13 protein-coding genes and 1 pseudogene are annotated in these 20,278 nt (G+C 58.7%); 3 read left to right on the top strand and 11 right to left on the bottom strand.

Features of this window, described 5'->3' with window-relative positions; translation table 11 throughout:
* Nucleotides 1-12 precede the first annotated feature (12 nt).
* The 3 genes from WI754_RS27820 to WI754_RS27810 form a co-directional block, all read right to left on the bottom strand.
* Complete coding sequence (locus WI754_RS27820; protein WP_341487198.1) at nt 13-2,202, bottom strand: type I secretion system permease/ATPase; 2,190 nt, start codon at nt 2,200-2,202, stop codon at nt 13-15.
* A gap of 8 nt (nt 2,203-2,210) precedes the next feature.
* The gene (locus WI754_RS27815; protein WP_341488028.1) at nt 2,211-4,190 is read right to left on the bottom strand and encodes a hypothetical protein; all 1,980 of its coding nucleotides are present in this window, start codon (nt 4,188-4,190) and stop codon (nt 2,211-2,213) included.
* Nucleotides 4,191-4,312: 122 nt separating this feature from the next.
* A complete protein-coding gene (locus WI754_RS27810) occupies nt 4,313-5,977 on the bottom strand; it encodes a hypothetical protein (RefSeq protein WP_341487197.1) in 1,665 nt (554 codons plus the stop codon).
* 1,041 nt (nt 5,978-7,018) lie between these two features.
* Here WI754_RS27810 and WI754_RS27805 point away from each other — a divergent pair.
* Entirely contained in the window at nt 7,019-7,501 is a 483-nt protein-coding gene (locus WI754_RS27805; RefSeq protein WP_341488027.1) for a hypothetical protein, read from the top strand.
* A gap of 63 nt (nt 7,502-7,564) precedes the next feature.
* Here the strand turns inward: WI754_RS27805 and WI754_RS27800 are convergent.
* The 8 genes and pseudogenes from WI754_RS27800 to WI754_RS27765 form a co-directional block, all read right to left on the bottom strand.
* Nucleotides 7,565-7,666 (bottom strand): annotated as a pseudogene (locus tag WI754_RS27800) (hypothetical protein); the annotation flags it as partial.
* Between the two features lie 128 nt (nt 7,667-7,794).
* Complete coding sequence (locus WI754_RS27795; protein ID WP_341487196.1) at nt 7,795-8,802, bottom strand: type II CAAX endopeptidase family protein; 1,008 nt, start codon at nt 8,800-8,802, stop codon at nt 7,795-7,797.
* Nucleotides 8,803-9,383: 581 nt separating this feature from the next.
* Complete coding sequence (locus tag WI754_RS27790; protein WP_341487195.1) at nt 9,384-10,067, bottom strand: redoxin family protein; 684 nt, start codon at nt 10,065-10,067, stop codon at nt 9,384-9,386.
* A 643-nt stretch (nt 10,068-10,710) separates the two neighbouring features.
* A complete protein-coding gene (locus tag WI754_RS27785; RefSeq protein ID WP_341487194.1) occupies nt 10,711-13,824 on the bottom strand; it encodes an efflux RND transporter permease subunit in 3,114 nt (1,037 codons plus the stop codon).
* Nucleotides 13,821-15,086, bottom strand: coding sequence for an efflux RND transporter periplasmic adaptor subunit (locus tag WI754_RS27780; RefSeq protein WP_341487193.1), 1,266 nt, complete (start codon nt 15,084-15,086; stop codon nt 13,821-13,823). Before WI754_RS27780 ends, WI754_RS27785 begins: the two co-directional genes overlap by 4 nt.
* A 363-nt stretch (nt 15,087-15,449) precedes the next feature.
* On the bottom strand, nt 15,450-16,748 hold the full coding sequence (locus WI754_RS27775; RefSeq protein ID WP_349438024.1) for a mechanosensitive ion channel domain-containing protein: 1,299 nt from the start codon (nt 16,746-16,748) through the stop codon (nt 15,450-15,452).
* Between the two features lie 306 nt (nt 16,749-17,054).
* Nucleotides 17,055-17,642 carry an intradiol ring-cleavage dioxygenase gene (locus tag WI754_RS27770; protein WP_341487191.1) on the bottom strand — a complete coding sequence of 196 codons (588 nt, stop codon included), beginning with the start codon at nt 17,640-17,642 and terminating at the stop codon, nt 17,055-17,057.
* Nucleotides 17,643-17,671: 29 nt separating this feature from the next.
* Nucleotides 17,672-18,463, bottom strand: a complete 792-nt coding sequence (locus tag WI754_RS27765) for an MFS transporter (protein ID WP_349438023.1) — start codon at nt 18,461-18,463, stop codon at nt 17,672-17,674.
* Nucleotides 18,464-18,841: 378 nt separating this feature from the next.
* Between WI754_RS27765 and WI754_RS27760 the strand changes: the two genes are divergently transcribed.
* Together WI754_RS27760 and WI754_RS27755 are read left to right on the top strand one after the other, a co-directional pair.
* On the top strand, nt 18,842-19,513 hold the full coding sequence (locus WI754_RS27760; protein WP_341487189.1) for a LysR substrate-binding domain-containing protein: 672 nt from the start codon (nt 18,842-18,844) through the stop codon (nt 19,511-19,513).
* A gap of 160 nt (nt 19,514-19,673) precedes the next feature.
* Nucleotides 19,674-20,255: a dienelactone hydrolase family protein gene (locus WI754_RS27755; RefSeq protein WP_341487188.1), complete on the top strand. Its 582-nt coding sequence runs from the start codon at nt 19,674-19,676 to the stop codon at nt 20,253-20,255.
* Nucleotides 20,256-20,278 lie beyond the last annotated feature (23 nt).

Genomic DNA, 20,278 nt, shown 5'->3' with positions numbered 1-20,278 from the left:
AGTGGTCGTCTCCTACTGCAGTTGATGACCGAAGGCGCCGCCCTCGATGTTTATCCCGCGCGTCTCCAGCGCTTTCAAAACGTCGATGCGCATACCAAACAGCGCCACCGTCCCGTTCACCAGCAGGAGTATCTTGTCGACGCCTTTGAGAAGCGCGGGCCGCTGAGTGATGGTTACCACGGTGATCTTTTGCTCCTTCGCATGCTGGAGGGCCTGCACGAGTGCAGCATCGCCTGCGTTGTCGAGGTTCGAGTTGGGCTCATCCAGCACCACCAGATGGGGATCTCCGAAGAACGCGCGGGCAAGGGCAATACGTTGCTTCTGGCCGCCGGAAAGGGGCGAACCATCGGCGGCAACCACCGTCTCATACCCGTGCGGCAGGGTCGCAATCATCTCATGAACGTCGGCCAGCATGGCTGCCCGGTAGACCTGTTCATCTTCGGCGTCCATTCTCATCCGGGCAATATTGGCCTTGATTGTGCCGGGAAAGAGCTGCACATCCTGCGGCAGGTAGCCGATATTCTCGCCGAACTGCCGCTGGTCCCAGTTGCGGAGATCCATCAGATCCAGTCTGACATTTCCCGAAGTTGGCAGGATCGATCCGACGAGCATCTTGCCTAACGTGGTCTTTCCCGCGCCGGAGTTGCCGATAACCGCCAGTGAATCTCCGGGCTGTAGAGCGAATGAGATTCCGTTGAGCACGACGCGCTTCGTCCCCTGCGGCACGTAGAGCAGCCGTTCGACGTCAAGGCGTCCTTCGGGCTTCGGCAGATTGAGGCGTTCGAAATTGAAAGGCGAAGCCTTCAGCAAGGCTGCTATCCGGCCATAGGCGGCACGGGACTGGCTGAATTGGTTCCATCCTTCGATTGCGCCTTCAATCGGCGCGAGCGCGCGACCGGCGATTATCGATGAGGCGATTACCATGCCGCCGGTCAATTCGCCCTCAACCGCGAGATATGCACCCCAGCCTAGCATCGTAACCTGGGTCAAAAGCCGTGTACCCCTTGAAATCGCTGAGATCGCGATATTCCTGTCCTGGGCAATGACTTGCGCTTTCAGGGAAGCGGCGGTGTCCTTTCCCCAGATTTGCACTGCTTCCGGTATCATCGCCAGCGCATTGATGATCTGCGAGTTGCGCGTCATCGAATCCAGGTGAAGATTGGCCTTCACCTGGGCTGTGTTTGCATCCGCGAAGGGTGTGGCTGTCATGCGCTGGTTTATTTGTGTGAGAATCAAAAGCAGGATCGCTGTCGTCACGACGATAAATCCGAGATGCGGGTGAATGAGGAAAACAGCGAGAAGAAAAACGGGGGCGATCGGCGCATCCAGAAATGACAGCAGCGTTCTTGAGACGAGAAAAGATCGCACCTGCTGAAGGTCGCCGAGGGTCTGGTACTCCCGACCATTGCTATGCAGCGAAGCGCGGGCCGCGGCGCTCAGGATCGGCGCACCAAGTTGGGCGGCAACTTCCACGGCCGTACGCATCAGGACGAAACGCCGCAATGCGTCGAACATCGCTTGCAGAATGATTGCGCCGACGATCACGACCGTGAGCATGATCAAAGTGTCGATCGAGCGGCTTGTCAGAACACGATCGGAAATCTGGAACAGATAGATCGGGATCGCCAGGACAAGCACGTTGCTCGCGACCGTGAACAACATGACGATCATCAGGTTGTGCCGTACTGCGTTGATGCCTGCCTTGAGACTGGCAGTGAAGTCGATCGGCCCGAGACGCTTGTGGAACGTGCCGCGCCCTTTGCCCGCTCCATTGCCACTTCCACCGGAAAACGGCTTGCCAGCCAAAGGAGGATCGGCTGTAACGGGACCACAGTCGCCCTCTACGATCTTCATGCCATCGACTACCTTGACCTCTGGCACGCCGCGTGCCGGCGGCTCAGCCGGGGCCTTGCTAGCCGGCGCAAAGGCGGCGCGGCCTGCGCCCTGAGGTGGGGCAAAGGAATTGTGGACCCTATATGGCGGTTGCATCGGCTGACCACCCGTCGCGGACTGCTTGCGGGATATGCCTACTTCTGGCGAGGGTGCGCCCAAGCTGGCGTTCAGGCATTCGTCCACGGCACGCTCGAATTCCGCACAGACTTCCTCCATACTGTCATATGCGCGCCGAGGCGGGCTTGTGTTCTCTGTGTTGGCCTCCATCGGTCCGGTCGGGACGGGAAGGCGTTTGCGGATATCAAACATTCATCCCCCTAATGTCCAAGCACGCTGTTCACCCCGTCGTCCGGGTGCACATCGTATTCTGCAGTGTAGGGCTGGGATGCCGCCACATCGGTCGGGTCCAGCATGGAATCGTCGAGGAAAAGCACGGCTTCGTTGACGAGTGCGTCCGCATCGGGACCGCCAAAGTCAGGCTGGTGCGATATCAGTTCGGCCTGGAAGAGCGTCTCTTGAGAATATTGATCGCCGCCGACATAAGTCTTTCCAAAGGAATCGAGATCAATGATGGCGGCATTGTTCAACAGCGCGTTGGAACCCGTCGAGATCGACCATCCGGCATCGAGATGGGGGGATATCGCATCCATCGCGAGCGCGATTTGATCACTGTCGCCGAGAATGTTTGTCTGTTGGATGAACTGAAGGTTGAGGAGGTCACCACCAATATGGAGGACCCGCAGCCCCGTCAGACCCGCAAACGCCTCATCGGAAAGCACCTTGTGCGAAATATCCCTGCTGCCGCCTGCCAGCGCGTTTGCAGCATCCAGATAGTGTTGCGGTAACACGTCAAACCGGTCCGGATCTCCGATATTGGCGATGTGGGCCTGGTTCCAGAGCAGGTTCGCGGACGAGGAGACCGTGCCCACCCCGGTGGTCTGGAAACCGGACACCGCGCCCACGACGTCGTTGTCGAACAGGACGTTCATCTGTTGAATGATGTTGGCGTCGTAAACCGAGCCTCCAACGATAATCAGGTCGTAGGCAAAGCCCAGTTCGAAGATGGACGTATGGTTCACGCCGAGATTGTCGCCGCTCACAACGCTTGTCGTGACGCCGGACGAGGAGAGAATGCCGACATCGTTGTCGCTCATGAAGATGAACTGCTTGAGCCAGTTCACGATCATGAGGTCTCCCTCGATCTCCGTGATTGACCAGTATTTTGGATAGTCGTCGACAATTCCGGGATCGGTGTCTGGTTCCTTGGAGGCGTCCAAACGTTCGAACGTTGCGCTGTTGAACAGCTCGTTGGCGTCACCGCTCGTCGGAACGCCGACCGAAGAGGTGATCGCATCGACGTCCCACAACGCGTTGATCTGGACGATTGCATTCATCTCGACATGGTCACCGACGACCGCGGTCACTGTCCCGCCGGTCCAGTAGCTCTTCAGGACGGCGTCGTTGACCAAGGTGTTTCCGCCGGCCTTTACCTCGACCGAAACGTCGATGGCGACAGTTCCGTCGTCCAATGTGGCGGTATTGGAGCCTGGATCTTCTTCGGAGTTCTCCTCCTCGAACAAGTGGTAGTCCTCGAGCTTGGGTGCCTCCAAAACCAGCTCTCCGTTGACATACACACCTTCGAGGGTCTCTGCAGTGACGAGCTTTTCCACGACGTCGCCAGCACCGGTTTGGGCGGCCTCAAGCTGGCTACTGGCTGTCTTGATGACCGCGATGATCTCCGCGCTCGAACCGGGCCGCTCCAGATCGCTGATGGGCGATAGCGAGGCTGCGGCGTCTGCGCCCTCGAGCAAATCGGAATTGTCGATGGGATCTGGGGAATAGACGAGGCCGTGCCCGCCAACACCAACATAGTCATTGTCGGAAAGGGCGATGGCCTGATTGAGATGATTGACGACCGATCCGGGAGGCTCGATCTCCGGGGGAATAAATTTCGTCGTGCCGTGTGTGGCGGCTGCATGCTCCGGCCAGTCGTATCCTGTATTGCCAGGGATGGTTTCATCGGCGCCGTGGAAAGGTGGTACGTCCTGGAACTTTGCTGATTGCGGATCGAGATGCCAGGGCTGGGGCGCGGGCGATCGGTAGTCCAGTCCGGGATCGTAACCCAGCAGCTCATAGGGTGCTTCGAAACTGGTTTCAACAACCGGAAGCGGATCCAGTTCGGCCTCGACCGGATCGAAGGAGAATTCTAGATACGTCTCCCTGAAGCGAGCGTCTTCGACGCTGACGTGGAAGACGCCAATGAAATGGGCAATCTCTTCGGTGATCTTGTCTAACATCGTCACGGCACGAACTCCCGGTCAATCGCCGCCACGACGAAGCTTGGCGGCGTGAGGTAGCTGCGCAGGGATCTGCGCAGCCGAGGTTGCGTGTTCACAACTGGTTGAGAGCGTGTTTGCTCTTATGCGTCGTCGTCGCCATCTTCGCCAGCCACCGTGCTGGTGAGGCTGCCACCGACCACGGTCATATCGACCGCGTTCTGTTGCAGGTTTGCGCCCATCACGATTTCCTGGTTGAAGGCGTTGGTTTCGATGACGCCATCAGCTGTGGCCGAACTCGTGCCGGTGACGTATCCGTCGTCACCATTGTCAGAGCCCCACGAACCACCATCGCCGGCGCCGCCATAGCCCGTGGTGGCCACGCCGCCGGCACCGCCGGCACCCCCGGCGCCGCCATAGGCCCAACCGCCGTAGCCGTCGCCGCCGAAGCCGTCGGCCCATGCGCCGCTCAAAGCAGCGCCGCCGTCTCCACCACCAGCCTCAGCCCAACCGCCATAGACGTCGCCGCTCGTAGCGCTGCCGCTGGCCGCTTCGCCGCCGGTTCCGGCGCCGCCATCGCCGCCGTCGCCGCCGTTGCCAGTGCCGTTGCCAGTGCCGGTGCCCGTACCAGTGCCCGTGCCAAGTGCGTCGCCACCGCGCGCACCGTCACCGGCGTCCGTCGCACCGCCACCTGCACCGCCTGCGCCGCCGTCACCCGCACCGCCGCCGGCACCTGCGGTGTTGCCACCGCCAGCACCGCCAGTGTTATCATCACCGCCTTCATTCTCGACGATTACGGGGTCTATCAGGCCGAGGACAGCGCCAATCCCGGTGTTGGCTGCGCCGCCAGTGGCGTCACCACCGTCTCCGCCGTCCGAAGCATCGCCGCCGTTGGCGTTTCCACCGTTTCCGCCGTCTGCGCCGTCGCCAGCCGTGTTGTTGCCGCCGTTGGTGCTGTCACCGGCAAAAGCCAGGCCAGCACCGAGCCCCAAGCCGAGCCCCAAGCCAACACCAAGGCCTTCGCCGCCGTTTCCGCCGCGGCCACCGTCACCGTTTCCGCCGTCGGCGGCGCCGCTTGAAGCGGCACCGCCAGTGGCTGAACCACCGTCGGCATGGCCGCCTTCACTGATGCCTCCGGCTGCCAGGCTGAGAGCTAGGCCGCCAGCGCCGTCGCCGCCGTCACCGTCGCCGCCAGTGGCGTCACCGCCGCCAGCGCCATCGCCGCCATCGGCATCGGCGTCACTACCGCCGTCGCCGCCGGAGCCGCCGCCGTTGATGCCGTCGGCAGCCGATGCCGATCCGCCATTGGCATTGTTGTTCAGCTCGAAAGTGCCGTCGTTGCTGACCTCGGCGTTGTCTAGCTGATCGTTGTCTTGCAGGTTGGCGACCTGGTTGATGACGTTTGCGACGTCGTTTCCGGCGCCGTCCAGGGCATCGTTAAGAATGTCGTCGAACCTGATGTTGAATAGACCGTCGATGGAGCTGCCACCGCTGACATCGATGTCGGCGAAGTCATCGTCACTGGGCAGGTAGCCTTCCAACCCAACATCCACCGTCACACCGACGTCGACGGTTGTCGTATTGACGTTTTCGTTGGTGTTCTCACTGGTGTTGTAATTGGCATTGCCATTCAGGTTGCCGTTACCGTTAAGGTTGAGGTTCCCATTGCCGTTGAGATTGCCGTTGCCGTTTAGGTTGTAGTTCTCCGATTCACTGCTCTGCTCCTGCTCCTGCTCCTGCTCCTGTTCCTGTTCCTGTTCCTGGTCGCCGTCGTAGAGATCGTAGTTATTCCTGAACTTGTCCGACATTGTCGTGTCCTTTGTCTGGATCCGCGACAGCTTGACCGTCATTCATCTTCTATACGGTCTTGACCACGCAGATGTTGAAATTGAACTATTGCGCGAAAAGCGGACATGCATCGCAAGACCGCTTACTCCTGCTTGCATAGTCGTGATCTTTTGATTGAATAATCCTCCCAGAAAAGTTGATTGAGAGGGCTCGTCTGAAGGCTCGCTACACTGAGCCGACGCATCCCCAAGCGGCCTTTAGACGCAAGCCGCAACCCAAAGACTGGGCACATTGCCCGGAGAAGGTAAGTTGCTCTTTAGAGCTAGTACCCTCGCTGCGCGTGGGTTCTCAGGTGGAACGAGGCGCGTTAGCAGTCTCTTACGGACGACCACTTCCACCCACAGGGAGCTGAGAGTTGTAGGGGGCGGATTAATGAAACCTGTTGCCCGCCTGGTGCGGGCAGGAGTGCGCACGCACATGAAAACCGCGTTTTCCTGATGGGATAAACATACTTACGTTTTCCGACGGATGGGGTTCCGTGCCGCGATACGCGTGCGCACGATCAGGGATCATCGGTCATGGAATATCATGTGACAGGTCGGTCGCCAGCTTGAGTCAAGTATTTTCGGGCAAGATGCACCAAAAGAGGTAGATCCTATTCCCAGCTGCCTCTTAGTGCTGAACGCTGCTTCAGCTCTCAGAGGGCGCGCGAACGCCCACTGGGTAGTTCCTTCGGTCTATTCCTAACCGAGGCTCTTTGGTTTACGGTTTTGAGAGGGCGGAGAGAGCACCTGTTGGCGCCCGCCGCGATACCACATCCGGGGAGGCAAGCCAGATGATGCCTACTGCGCCTCGCGTACAAGACGTCAGCGCGGATTTGGCGGCCTCCTTGAAGGCAAGGCCTTATCTGCGCACACTTTTGTCTGTCGGCTCTGCTGATGTCATATCCGGAGCGATGGCGGCGGCTATCGAGCGGGAATTGCCTTGTCTGAGTGTGCGGCATGCCGCCGACCCGCCGGACGGCCACCCTCGTTGGCGCGACGGTCTGGTGCCTAGCGGCAATGCGTAAATTCCAGGACATCCTGCTCCTGCTGGGGCAATTGAATTATACCTGGACAAATACTGAAAGCCTCCTCATTCACATGATCGCCGGGCTCGCATTGTCGGACAAGGAGACGGCAATCGTCATCTTTCTAACGCTGAACACTCCGCGCGCACGGATTGATCTCGTGGAGCGTCTGGCAAAGATGCAAAAAACCCCGGCCGCTTGCCGAAACGAAATTCTGGACGCGACAAGGCGCTTGTCCGAGGAGGCCAAGCTCCGGAACAAGTACAATCACTGTATCTATTCGTTTGATCCGGACAGCGGCCGGGGACTTACGCAGTCGATGCGGATTTTCGAGAGCAGGGACGAGATAAAATACGGCAAGATCGAAGAGCTTGATGATCACGAGATCAATCGGATCAAGGAGAGCATAAAGTCATTGATTGACATAAATCGGTGCTTTTGGAGAATTACTGAGAAATATGGGTTTCCCAAATAGAGCGTGGGCAGCGTGAGGAATGCAGGATGACGCTGCAGACGGTAGAGCCGCATCCCTAGAGCCGTCCACGACGCGCACCGGGCTGTCTTCAGCGACACAATCATCAAGGCAATCCGGCAGGAGAAGCTGTTCCCGGCGGTCCTTCCCCTCGATGAAACCCACCATGCCGAATCCCCCGCTCAACTCGGAAAAGACTACCATATCCGGGCGTTTTCATACAGGCTCGGTGGAAAAGCGGTCGTGCGCGGGGCCATCTGAGAGACTGTTCATTTGCGCCAGGAACGGCCTACGCTCTAGGTTGGTTTCGGGGGCACGTGGGTATTCGGCTTGCGGGTAAGCGTCGGCCCATAGAGGATAACAACGACCAGCGCAGTCACACACCACGTCGCAACCAGCAGCATGATGTGGCGTTCGCTGTCGATCGCGTTCAGGCCGAGATTGCCGGTGATGACCAAGCCGTCTGCGGCGTGGGCGATCAAGGTCATGAGCACACTGCCCTTGGTGTTGTTGAAGAGCCAGCCGAACACGATCGTGAAGGCGAAGGTCCCAAACAGTGCATAAGCTGGCAGCATGTCGAGGAGGACGAGCGGCACGTGCCAGATGACAACCAGCACGCCGAGGATGGCGCTCGCGACGAGCGGCAAGTGCCGTTCCTGCAAACGCGGGAGGGCGAAGCCACGCCAGCCGAGTTCTTCCTGCATCGGTCCGTCGAGGGGATTGACGAGGCGAATGGCGAACATCATCAGAATGGTCGGCATTGAAGCGATCAACGCCGCCGTGGGGTTCGGCCCGCCGAAGACCATGTTCAGATAAGCGGGCGTCACGCCGATCACCGGCGCGATGATCAGGACGACAGCAAACCATCCCCAGCCCACCCGCCAGATGGTGAACTTCTTAAGGAGTGCGCCGACGCCGGGCTTACCTCCGGTGATCGCGGTCACGATCAGGGCCGCGTAGAGCGGACCGGGCACCATGAGGAGGAAAGGCAAGGCGAGCGCGCCGGAGAGGAGCGTGCCGGCATAGATCCGCTCCGGCAGGATCCAGCCGAGCCAGGTCAGGATGTAAGCGATGGCGAAAAACGCAATGAGCGGGTAACGGCTGATAAGCCTGCGGATGGAGGCCATGTCTGTTCCTCTGCTGCAGCACTCGGAATTAACGGCCCAGCCGCAGAAATTAATATCGACCAGTTGGTGGAGCGCGGCGTAGCCCTCGGTGCAGAGCGAATGGAAGTTTACCAGCACCCGACCAGTCCGCAGCATCAAGCTCAGATCAGCCCCCCGCATGGGGACTGCATGATCCATAGCTGACCCCGCCAATCAGATGGATCGATCGGTTCTCACACAGCGTGGACCGTCGCGGGCTTTTGATTGTTGTGGATTTCTGTTAGCTCAGACCATCCACGCTAACACCCCAATGCGGCCAAAGCGCAGTGTCCGCTCTGGGCCGATATTGTTGAAGAAAAAGTCCAAATCGGGGCGCGCCGAAAAGTCCGCCATTTCGCGGTCTAAGCGAATGTTGCCGCTCGATACCGTCCCAATTTGGCTACGCGCCTCACACGTTGCTTGATCGCAAAATTGGTAGGTCCCCCCAGCCAATTTTCAGTATCGGCCTCTCCGGCCCCAAAAAATCAGACGTTATAGAAAACCGACTTTTCCAACAGTATCGGCCATAAGTGCGAGTTTGTCCGGATCAAACGAACCTCCGCTTCGGAGCCTTTGTGGAAACGCGCCGTTTTCACACGGGCTCGGTGGAAAGCCGGCGCCTCTGGTGCGCTTCCATGAGAGCTATCACGAAGCCTGCGGGCAGACCGTGGCCGCCGCGCTTGACCATCGCAAGGATTGTTCGAACCCACAGTACCACACGCGACGGTGGTCGTGGGCTGCTATTTATGTGCGACTTGGGAAGCTGCCGCCATCAATTCTTCAGGTTTCAGCGCCCGGCACACATTTCGGCCTTCTCCTTCAACTTCCGTGAAGCTCCAGCGCACCACACCTTCTCGATCGAGAAGGAAGTGGCCGACAAGTTGCATATGGCCGGGTATCCTCATCTGCTGATCTGCTTCTGTGATTTCGTACCCATCCTTCTTGCTGAGAAGGTCGCCTGCTGTGGCCGGGTCCATCGGTTCGGGCAACTCCTCCGGCCGATCGACCCGCATCGTCATGACCTCGTCCATTCCGACCTTGTACGGCCAATCCGTTTCGTTCTCCGTGAATTCGATGATGGGTAAGCCGAAGGCGCGGTGCAAGGCCCGTACCGGGTCGGATGCGGCAAGAAGATCGGGTATCGGATGGTAACGGAAATAGAGGCGCGCGCGCTCGACCGGGGTGTTTACCACCGCGAGAGATTCAACGCCTTTTTCACGCAGGGCCGGGTTGAGTTGTGCCATCGCCGCGACATGGCGCCGGCAGAACGGACAATGCAGGCCTCGAAACAAGCCGATCAACAACGGGCTGCGGCCGCGAAAATCATCAAGTGCGATCTTCCCCTCGCGCGAGATCGCATCCAGCACCATGTTCGGGGCCTGGTCGCCCGGCTGTAACGGATGGTCGACATACGGCGTAGACATGGACAACCTCCTCGCCCAGGGATCTGTCAAGAAAGGCAGCACGGCAAGTGCTTCGAGGTCGAGTCCGTGCTGGGCGAAACGTCCTGCTCCAAGGCAAAACAGCGTTCGGCCTCCGCTATGTTGCCGAGGTCGATACTGAGCGTTGCAAGGCCTGACCTTTCGTCATGCCGTACAGCCAGGATCCAACATGAGAATGGCCTAACATAGGCCCACGAGCAAGCGGTAAACAGCGAATCGTGATCCATGTCATGGACGACACGATGGAGAGGCCAAATGTCGCGAATGACCTCAAGGGGGAGAAGACTCCCGAATGCTCTTGCACTGAAGATCAGTTGCCGATCTGGTAGGTCAAGCCGCGACGACCAAAGGCCGTTACGGGTCGAAGCGGGGTTACTCGATCAAGTGATGGCCGTCCACACATGGCGTGTCGTCGATCATCGTCCATATGAGGCGCCACCATTCGTCACTCGCGCCTTCATTGTGGATATAGTTGCTCATGCTCGGAGATTTCGCCATCCAGACATGACATCACCGCTTCATCTCTCCGGCAAGGGAGCCAAATACTCGGTGATTTCTGGACATCCGCTGTCCAATTTCCGCACTCTCACTGATCCGCATAAAGCGTAGAATACCGACCTGGTGTTCATTCCGCGGCGGCTGCCGCTGGTGGACGCGCTCCCTCGGCGTGCTTTCTTCTGCTCCCAAGATTGGCCATCCAGCTGTTCAGCCTGTCCATTTCCACGAAGATGATCGGCGTGATGAACAGCGTCAGCGCCTGCGAAATGATCAAGCCGCCGACGACGGCAATGCCGAGCGGCTGGCGCAGTTCGGAGCTGGCGCCGGTGCCGAGCGCAATCGGCAGGGCGCCGAGGAGGGCGCAGAATGTTGTCATCATGATGGGCCGGAATCGCCGCACGCAGGCCTCGTGGATTGCTTCCGACGCAGTCATGCCTGGAGATCGCAAATTCTCCAGCGCCACGTCGATCATCATGATTGCATTTTTCTTGACGATGCCGATCAGCATCAGCAGTCCGATGAGAGCAATAATCGACAAGTCGAAGCCCATTATTCTGAGCGCCAGCAGCGCGCCGAGAGCGGCCGACGGCAGACCTGAGAGAATGGTCAGCGGGTGGATGAAACTCTCGTAGAGGACACCGAGAACAACATAGATCGTCAGTATCGCTGCAAGGATCAGCATCGGAGTGTTTCCCTGCGACTGCTGGAAGATTTGTGCGGTTCCTCCATAAGAAGTGAATATATCCGCCGGCAGGCCTATGTCCCTCTTTATCTGGTCGATCGCCGCCGTGGCGTCACTCAGCGCTTCGCCCGCGGGAAGATTGAACGATACCGTGGTCGAGACGAGTTGTCCCGTCTGGTTGATCGTGACCGGCCCGGTTGCTCTGCTGACCTTTGCAAAGTTGGACAAGGGCACTAGGGTGGCGGTGTCGGAGGCGACGCGGATTTCCTGCAGCTTCTGGTCATCCCAAGGCTTCTTCGTATCGTATTCCACGATCACGTTGTAACTGTCCCCGGTCGATTGAATCTGCGCCGCTGCATAGCTGCCGAACGATTCTTGCAGCGTCGTTCGTAACTGGCTGTCGGTAATGCCGTAGGCTGCGGCCTTCTCCGTGTCGACGACAACATTGGCCTGCAGGGCGTTGTTCTGTGCATCCGAGGTCACATCCGTGAATCGCCGATCGGCAAGCATAGCGGCCTCAAGGCGGCCGGACCACAAGGTCGTCTGGTCGGCACTCAGCGCCTGGACGACAAGCTGATACTGGCTGGCTGTCTGGCGTCCGCCGAAGCGCAGGCTCTGTTGCGGTGTGATGAACGCTTGCAGGCCGGGGATTTTGCTGATGCTAGTGCGCAATTCGCGCAGTGTCTGGTCGAGCGCTGGACGCTGTGCCTTGTCCTTGAGCTCCACATACATCGTGCCGTTGTTGATCGGGCTGCGGACATTGCCGCCGACGATCGACATGACGTGGTTCACGGCCGGGTTCTGCTTCACCAGTGCAGCCGCCCTATTCTGCAGATCCCGCATCGCGGAGTAGGAGATGTCCTGCCGCGCACGGGTCGAGATGGTCAGTCGACCTATGTCTTCAGTCGGGAAGAAGCTCGTGGGTATCGTCATGAATAGATAAGCCGTGAGCCCGATGGACGAGAAGAACAGCAGTAGAATTGCCGGACGATGGCTGAGGCACCAGGCCACCGATCTGTCATATCCCCTGAATGCCCGCTCGAAACCGGCATCGAAAAGACGCAGGATGAAGGGTGCCCTGCTGTGCCGGCTGGAAAGGCGCGAGCCAAGCATCGGAGTAACCGTCAAGGAAACGATTGCCGAACAGATGATCGCGATAGCGACCACCATGCCGAATTCGTTGAAGATGCGCCCCACGGGGCCGCCCATCAGCAGGATCGGGATAAAGACTGCCACCAGCGAGGCCGACATCGAGATGATGGTATAGCTGACTTCGGCGGCACCCTTGATCGCCGCCTCCCGCGCCGGCATTCCGTCTTCGATGTGGCGGAGGATGTTCTCCAGCATGACGATCGCATCGTCGACGACGAGACCGACCGCCAAGGTCAAACCAAGCAGCGAGATGTTGTCGATACTGTAGCTGAGCACATCCATCATGCCGAAAGTCGAAATTAGCGAAAGCGGCACGGCGAGGCCCGGAATAATCGTCGCGGTCAGATGACCGGTGAAGAGATAGATAACGAGGACCACCAGGGCGATCGTCAGCAGCAACGTGAATTTGACGTCCGAGATAGCGCCGCGGATCGGCTTTGCCGAATCGTTCATGGCCTTCACTGAGACGGATGCCGGCATCTCGGCATGCAAGCCCGGTAACTTCGCATTGATAGCGTCGACGACATCGACGGTATTGGCGTCCGGCTGGCGTTGGACGGCAAGGGTAATGCCGCGCTTTCCATCATACCAGCTGCCCGTATCCTGGTTCTCGACGCTGTCTTGAACATCGGCGACATCTTCCAGATGGATCGGTGCGCCATTGGGGTTGGCGATGACCAGCGAGCGGAACTGTTGGGCATTCGTGCGCTGCGTTTCGGCATTGATTGTCATGCTCTGCACATCGTTCTGCAGAGAGCCGACTGGAGCCTGATTGTTAGCGGCGGCGATTGCCTGGTTGACGGTGTCAATGCCGATGTTCCGGGTGAGCAGTTTGTCCGGATCGACTTCGACACGCACAGCGTAGGTCTGGGCGCCGAACACGGTGACCTCGGCAACGCCCGGAAGTGTCGACAGCGAAGGCGAGATGACGTCTTCGGCTATCTCATCCAGCTTGCTGTACGGCATCGTGTCACTTTGCACGGCAAGCAGCATCACCGGCGCGTCCGCCGGATTGGTCTTGCGATAGCTGGGGGGCGTGGTCATGTTGTCCGGCAACTGCCGGGTTGCATGCGAGATCGCCGCCTGGACATCGACGGCGGCGGCATCGATATTCCGGTTCAAATCGAATTGCAGAACGATGCTGGTATTGCCAAGAGAGTTCGTCGCGCTGATTTCGTCGATGCCGGGAATCGTCTGAAACTGCTTGATGAGCGGTGTCGAAACGGAAGTCGCCATGGTTTGCGGCGATGCGCCAGTCAGTGACGCTGACACACTGATCGTCGGAAAATCGACCTGCGGCAGCGCTGAGACGGGCACCCGCTGGTAGCCTGCGATACCGGCGAGCACGACACCGATGGCAAGAAGCGTGGTCGCGACAGGGCGCTGGATGCAGAGGGTCGGGATCATGGTTGCGCGGCTGTCTGGATAGTTTCGGGTTGCTCCCCCGGCTGATCGGCAGAAGCCAAGTTCTCCGTCCGGCCGCGGAACTGTTCGTTGACATGCTGTTGGTCGCTCAGCTGTGCCTGGCCTTCGATCACCACGTGGTCGCCGTCTGTGAGACCCTGTGCAAGGACAGTGAAACCGCCTTCGGAACGGGCGACAGTGACCGGCATCAGCTTAACCTTGCCATCCTTGACGACGTAGGAGTAGAAGCCGTCTGCGCCCGGGTTGACCGCGACGGTCGGCACGACGATCTGCTGCTCGGGATCGTTGAAGTGCACCACAAGATTGACGGATTGCCCGGGCCAGAGCGCTCCCGAGGCATTTTCGAACTTTGCCTTGGCAAGGATCGTGCCCGAAGCAGTGTCCACCGTATTGTCGTAGAAGCTTATCTGCCCCTGACGAGCCTTGCCCTTGTCCGACTGTGGAACCGTCGTCACCTCGACAGGTCCGGCGGCAAGCGCCAGTTTCAACCGGCGCAGATTGCGCTCCTCCAGATGAAACTTCACATAGATCGGATCATATTTGGCAATCGTCACGATCGCCGCCCCCGCATTGAGGAAGGCGCCGCGGCTGACGCCGATACCGCCCAGACGGCCATCAAAGGGCGCGCGGACAAGGGTATTCTCCAAGAGAACGTGATCGGCGGCAAGGTTGGCCTTGTCGACCTCCACCGTAGCGGATGCCGTATCGCGCGCCGCCTTCGCCTGCTCGTAGGTCTGTTGTGTTCCAGCGTTCTGAACAAGAAGATCGTTCGCTCGGTTCAGAGCGGCCTCTGTCTCCGTCAAGGTGGCGTTGTCCCGAACGATCGTTGCATTGTCCCGATCGACGGCGGCCTGCGCCGTGCGATCGTCGAGTTCGGCAATCAAATCACCTTGTTTGACAACCGCGCCATCCGTCGCATCGATCGCGGTGACCACGCCCTGTTCCTGCGCGGCGATTGCCGTTGTGTCATCGGCTTCGGCCCAGCCTACTGCGGTGACGTCTATCGGCAGCGTCGTTTTGGTTGCCGCCACCGTCTTGACGAGTATCGGTCCGTCATTGCCGCGCCGGTGCTGGCTACCACCTGCCTGATCGCCGGCTTGCACGCTGCCGGCCCGTTGGCCATCGCCGCGAGCTTGATGAACTGACTGTCTGGTCAATTGCGAAAGATAGGGAATGCGGCCACTCTCCCACACGCCGGCACCGACGATTGCAACAACGCATACAATTGGCCAAAATTTTTTCATGCGAACGACCGGGTTTTGGAAAGTTTGCGCTATGCGTTCCAAACGCTATAGAGCCCCCGATATTGCGGCGCAAAAAAGACATATTTCGCGACGGCCGATCACCAAGCCGTTATAAATGCTTAAATTTTTGTAATAAAAGAGCCAAGGGATCCATCGGCGCCGAAAAGCGACGCCTTCGCGATATCGAACCCCGGTGAGATTTTTCGTTCGGCCGCAAGGCGACGTCGCCCATGACCCTGAGCGACAGACGCCGGCCAGACTGGGGAATATGGCAAGGGCTGAGCGCTGGAGACTTCTGCCCAATTTCCGCTATTGTCGAAGCCAAGCTGGCCGAAGTCTCTGACTAGTCTGCCTTCACGATGCCTATCGTCCCGGTGGTCGTTGAATCTCCACAGGCGTCTTCATGATAATTTCTCGATGTGGGAAGGGGATGGTTATCCCCTTCTCCTTGAACGCATCCCATAATGCCATGAGGACTTGGCCGCGAATATTGGTCAGGCCGTTTGCAGGATCGGAGATCCAGAAGCGGAGGCGGAAATCCAGCGAGGAGGCACCAAAGGCCGTCATCCAGCAGACCGGGGCCTTGTAGTCGTTAGCGACGCGGGGAACGGCCGATGCAGTTTCGATGGCGATCCGCACCACCTCATGCGGATCACTATCATACGACGTGCCGAAATCGACATCGATACGGACGTAGTCGCTGGAAAAGGACCAGTTTACCACCTGCTGCGAGATGAAGTCCTCGTTGGGGATAAGGTATTCCTTCCCGTCGCGGGTAATGACTGACACGAAACGTGCACGGAGATCGCGAATGGATCCGAACGTGTCGCCAAGCGTGATCGTGTCGCCGGGCTTGATAGACTTGTCGAGCAGGATGATGATCCCGGAAATGAAATTGGACACTACCTTCTGCAGTCCGAAGCCAATTCCGACACCGACAGCACCCGAAAAGACCGTTAGCGCCGTGAGATCGATACCCGTCGCGGACAATGCGATCGCACCGGCGATCACGATCAGTCCGATCTTGATGACCTTGCTGATCAGCACTTTGAACGACGGCGAAAGGTCGCCCGAGCGTTGGAGCCAATGGGAAAGCACATTGCCGAGGAGCACTGCGACCCAAATAAGGGCGATTGTTAGGACAACCGCCTTTAGGACGATCAGAAGCGAGAGACGCATCGCTCCCAGATTGACGGCGGCACCATCCAGCGCCGACAGGACAGGACCGTCAAGCCCGGTGGCGTATAGGGCGAGGTACCCCCAGCTTGCGATGGCGACCACACGCGACAGGGTCGGGTTGCGGATGATCTTGGTCAGCACGGAAATTACAAACCAGGCGGCCGCCAGGGTCAGCGCCGTCGAGACCAGCCAGCGCTGCGAGGGCCAGGTACCCTGCGTGAGTATGACGTTCGCAAGCCACAGCCAAAGGATCAGAAATAACCATTTCAGGCGGCGCATGAAGGCGATGATGACGCGCAGCAGATCTGGGTTGCCCTTGATGCGCCGGGCCCTGGTTTCCATCGCCGGCTCGGTTCTGGATGCGACGAAGGAGGCGAAAGCGTAACCGACCGCGATAATCCCGAGCTGGTAGAACGTCCATTCGCTCAACACGAATGTCCTGAACCAGATTTCAAGCGGTCGAACCATCTGCACGAAATCCACGGCAGTGCCTCTTGATTTAGATCTGATATTAACCCTCTGAATTCAAGAATGTTCACTTTACCTGAGCAGCTGCTGCGATAAGCCGACAGTTTCCGTAAGGCCGATGGCGTGACAGTTTTGTTGCGGAGGGCGTCGACCCTAACCTGACGAGGGATACGTCTTCATGCACAATGGCGACAACATGACCCGCTACCCGGAACATGGCCCGAAAAAGGAAGCGCTGGTCGCCAATGTCGCCGCCGCGCTTAGAAAGCTCTTCATGGGCGAGTTGTTGTTCTAGCGAGGACAGCTCCACGCCGAGACACATCAACGGAGAACAAAATCAAAACGGCCAACGTTTCCGTCGCCGTCGATTTTCAAAAGAAGCTCTGGACGATAGAGCGCATCTGAAGCATTCCGCGATTGGCTGGGAAAGTAGAGCTGCGTCGTGAGTGGCCTCCCGTTCGGCCGCTGCACTCGAACGTGGATATGTCGAGTCCGTCCAGGATAGTGACCCGGGACGATTGTCCTCAAAACATAGCGACCCTGATCATCCGTGAATTGATGGCCGCGCAACCGATACCCAACATTGTCGTAACTGCCGGATTGGTCGGCTTGCCAAAAATCCAGCAATGCCCCGAAAATAGGCCGGCAGCCACTGTCCAATACGTATCCTCTGACGGTGATCTGGTCTCCGGAAGATACATCGCTCGTAAAATCGTCCTTGAATGGGGAGTCCAGCCGGTAATATGGCCCTGCCGATTGGGACGCCGTCGCGCCACCATGAGATCCGCAAGCCGGCGTCGGACTCGCGGCTCCGAGGGCTTCATCGGCGAACAGCAGCGAGGGAGCAACAGCCGAAAGGACCAGTCCCATGAGCAGAAATTCTCGTCGTTCACAGAGCTGCCGGTTCATGTCGTGCTCCTGATTGCACTTCCTGATTGTCATTCAGCAGGCTCAAGTGAAGCCATACGACCATCTTCGTCCCGGCCAACTTCACTTTTAGGATTCCTAAGCAGCGCAAAAACGATCGCCGCAGAGGCGACGGTTATTGACGCCAGAATGTATAAGACATTCTGAAAAGCGTTGCCATCAACATGCGCCATCGTCGCATGGTCGATCACCGGGATATCAGCAAGCGCAGCGTTGATATCTCCGAGGGCCAAATGCTGAGAAGACATCTGAATTCCTGGCAAACCCTGACCGCTTCCATTGGCGGCTTGCCGAAGTTCCGTGTTTATAAACGCCGCCAGAACCGCGCTGGTGATGGCAAGCGCCACCCCCTCGCCGGCAACGCGCGTGGTGCTGAAAATGCCCGTCGCCATGCCAGCTCTCTCCTTTGGTACGACACTCACCGACAGGCCGTCCATGAGCCCCCAGGGCATGCTGGCACCGAGCCCGATGACCATCATAGGCCACGCAAACGACCAAACGTCCGCACCTGGAGCTGCATTCGAAAGCCACAAAAGGCCGCCGGCGGCGATCACCAGCCCGACCGCGGAGATTATGCCGGCGCTGATCCAGCGCACCAGGGACGCCGCCGCGAATGGAACCACGAGCATCGGCGCAGACAATGAAATCATTACGATGCCCGCATGGAGTTCCGTTAAATCTTCGATACCGATCAGTCGGAGCGGCAACAGAACGAGCAGCACGACATAGCAATAACAGGTCGCGATGGGTAAAGCCTGGACGCCCACAAATTTTGGAAACCGGAAAAGTGAAAGATCCAGCATCGGTCTTTTTACGGTCAGCTCGATCGTAACGAATGCGACCGCTCCCACAGCCGACGCAAGGAGTGAACCGAGCACAACCGCCAGCCACTTGCCGGGGCCTGAATTGCAGCGAATGTAAAAAATGCCAGCGTAGCGATGAAGGAAGCCGCACCGGGCCAATCCAAGCCAGCTGCATTTGGGTCCTTGGATTCCGGCATATGAGGGGTTCCGAAGACGAGTGACACGACACCCACTATGGCGCTCGACAGAAACACGGATCGCCAACCCAGATATTCTATGAGAAATCCTGCGAGGAGGGGTTCGGCTGCTTCAGCGAACGACCCGCCGGGTCACCTCACCGAAGAAGGAAATATCTTCTACGAACGGTGCAGGCGGATCATGGACGATCTTCAAGACGCCAGAGCCGAGATGCTCAACACGCTCGATTCGCCGAGGGGCAAGCTGTTGGTGACGCTACCCACAATTGGGTATCGCTTTTTGTTGCCGGTTCTCCCGGCATTCCTTCAGAAATACCCACAGTTGGAACTGGATCTGGACTTCAGTGACCAAGTGGTCGATTTGATCGACAAAGGCAAAGACGTTGCAATACGAGGCGGCGATTTGTCCGGTTCACGCTTCATGACGCGACGGGCGGGACCATATCGCTTCGTCATTTGCGCATCGCCCGAATATCTCGAGAGACATGGCGTGCCGCGGGAGCCCGAAGATCTCAGCAACCATTCCTGCCTCCGATTTAGATATCCTCGAACAGGAAAACTGCAGGACTGGTCCCTTGACCTCCCAGATCGTCCGACGCCTCGGCTCAAAACAACGATCACAAGTAACAACATGGAGGCAGTCCTCGCAGCCGCTGTAAGAGGTCTGGGCCTTGCCTATATGCCCGAGTTTCTTGCTCACGACGCTATCGATCGTGGATTGCTCACAAGTGTGTTGGACGACTTCACGGCCAGGCGTGGGGATTTCTGGATCGTGTGGCCGTCAAGCCAACACATCTCGCCAAAGCTTCGAGTCTTCATTGATTATATGAGCGAGGCTTTATTCCAGGATTAGTCTCAGGTGCCCTTTTTCGCGTAACCGATTTCTTCAAAGACGACCGTCACCGGGTCGCCGACGTTACTTCTTGTAACGTGTCCGCACTCTTCCCGGCGAGGCGATGACTCGCTAGAGTGGCCGAACGTGCGCCAGACCATCCCACACCCGGAGGCTCCGTATGGCCGAGGTCTTGTTGTTCCACCACGCACAGGGGCTGACCCCGGGTGTGTGCGCGTTCGCCGACGACTTGCGGGCCACCGGTCACATCGTGCACACTCCGGACCTGTTCGACGGACGCACGTTCCAGAGCATCGATGAGGGTCTCGCCCATATCGGTGAGATCGGATTCGACGACATGCGGGAGCGCGGCGTCCGCTGCGCCGACAAACTGCCTCCCGAGCTCGTCTACGCCGGGTTCTCGTTCGGTGTGCTGCCGGCGCAGAAGCTGGCACAGACACGGCCCGGAGCCCGGGGAGCTCTGCTCTTCTACTCTTGCCTGCCGATCAGTGGCGAGTGGGCCTTTGGACCCTGGCCGGACGGCGTAGCGGTCCAGATTCACGGTATGGACAACGACCCGATCTTCGTCGGCGAGGGCGACATCGCCGCCGCCCGCGAGATCGTGGAGAAGGTCGAGGAAGCGGAGCTTTTCCTGTACCCCGGCGATCAGCACTACTTCGCCGACAGCTCGCTCCCGTCGTATGACGCGGATGCAACCGCGCTACTCACCATCCGAGTGCTTGAGTTCCTAGATCGCGTTTGATCGATGCCGGCGTCTTGGCTTGA

The sequence above is a fragment of the Pararhizobium sp. A13 genome, from assembly GCF_040126305.1.
Classification (GTDB): Bacteria; Pseudomonadota; Alphaproteobacteria; order Rhizobiales; family Rhizobiaceae; genus Pararhizobium.
This window is presented reverse-complemented; position numbering and strand designations above follow the sequence as displayed.

Coding starts and splice junctions, on each gene's coding strand:
- WI754_RS27785 (WP_341487194.1), bottom strand. CDS start 13,824: ATGATCCCGACCCTCTGCATCCAGCGCCCTGTCGCGACCACGCTTCTT.
- WI754_RS27795 (WP_341487196.1), bottom strand. CDS start 8,802: ATGGATCATGCAGTCCCCATGCGGGGGGCTGATCTGAGCTTGATGCTG.
- WI754_RS27760 (WP_341487189.1), top strand. CDS start 18,842: ATGGACGATCTTCAAGACGCCAGAGCCGAGATGCTCAACACGCTCGAT.
- WI754_RS27790 (WP_341487195.1), bottom strand. CDS start 10,067: ATGTCTACGCCGTATGTCGACCATCCGTTACAGCCGGGCGACCAGGCC.
- WI754_RS27755 (WP_341487188.1), top strand. CDS start 19,674: ATGGCCGAGGTCTTGTTGTTCCACCACGCACAGGGGCTGACCCCGGGT.
- WI754_RS27810 (WP_341487197.1), bottom strand. CDS start 5,977: ATGTCGGACAAGTTCAGGAATAACTACGATCTCTACGACGGCGACCAG.
- WI754_RS27805 (WP_341488027.1), top strand. CDS start 7,019: ATGCGTAAATTCCAGGACATCCTGCTCCTGCTGGGGCAATTGAATTAT.
- WI754_RS27765 (WP_349438023.1), bottom strand. CDS start 18,463: ATGCTGGATCTTTCACTTTTCCGGTTTCCAAAATTTGTGGGCGTCCAG.
- WI754_RS27815 (WP_341488028.1), bottom strand. CDS start 4,190: ATGTTAGACAAGATCACCGAAGAGATTGCCCATTTCATTGGCGTCTTC.
- WI754_RS27770 (WP_341487191.1), bottom strand. CDS start 17,642: ATGAACCGGCAGCTCTGTGAACGACGAGAATTTCTGCTCATGGGACTG.
- WI754_RS27780 (WP_341487193.1), bottom strand. CDS start 15,086: ATGAAAAAATTTTGGCCAATTGTATGCGTTGTTGCAATCGTCGGTGCC.
- WI754_RS27820 (WP_341487198.1), bottom strand. CDS start 2,202: ATGTTTGATATCCGCAAACGCCTTCCCGTCCCGACCGGACCGATGGAG.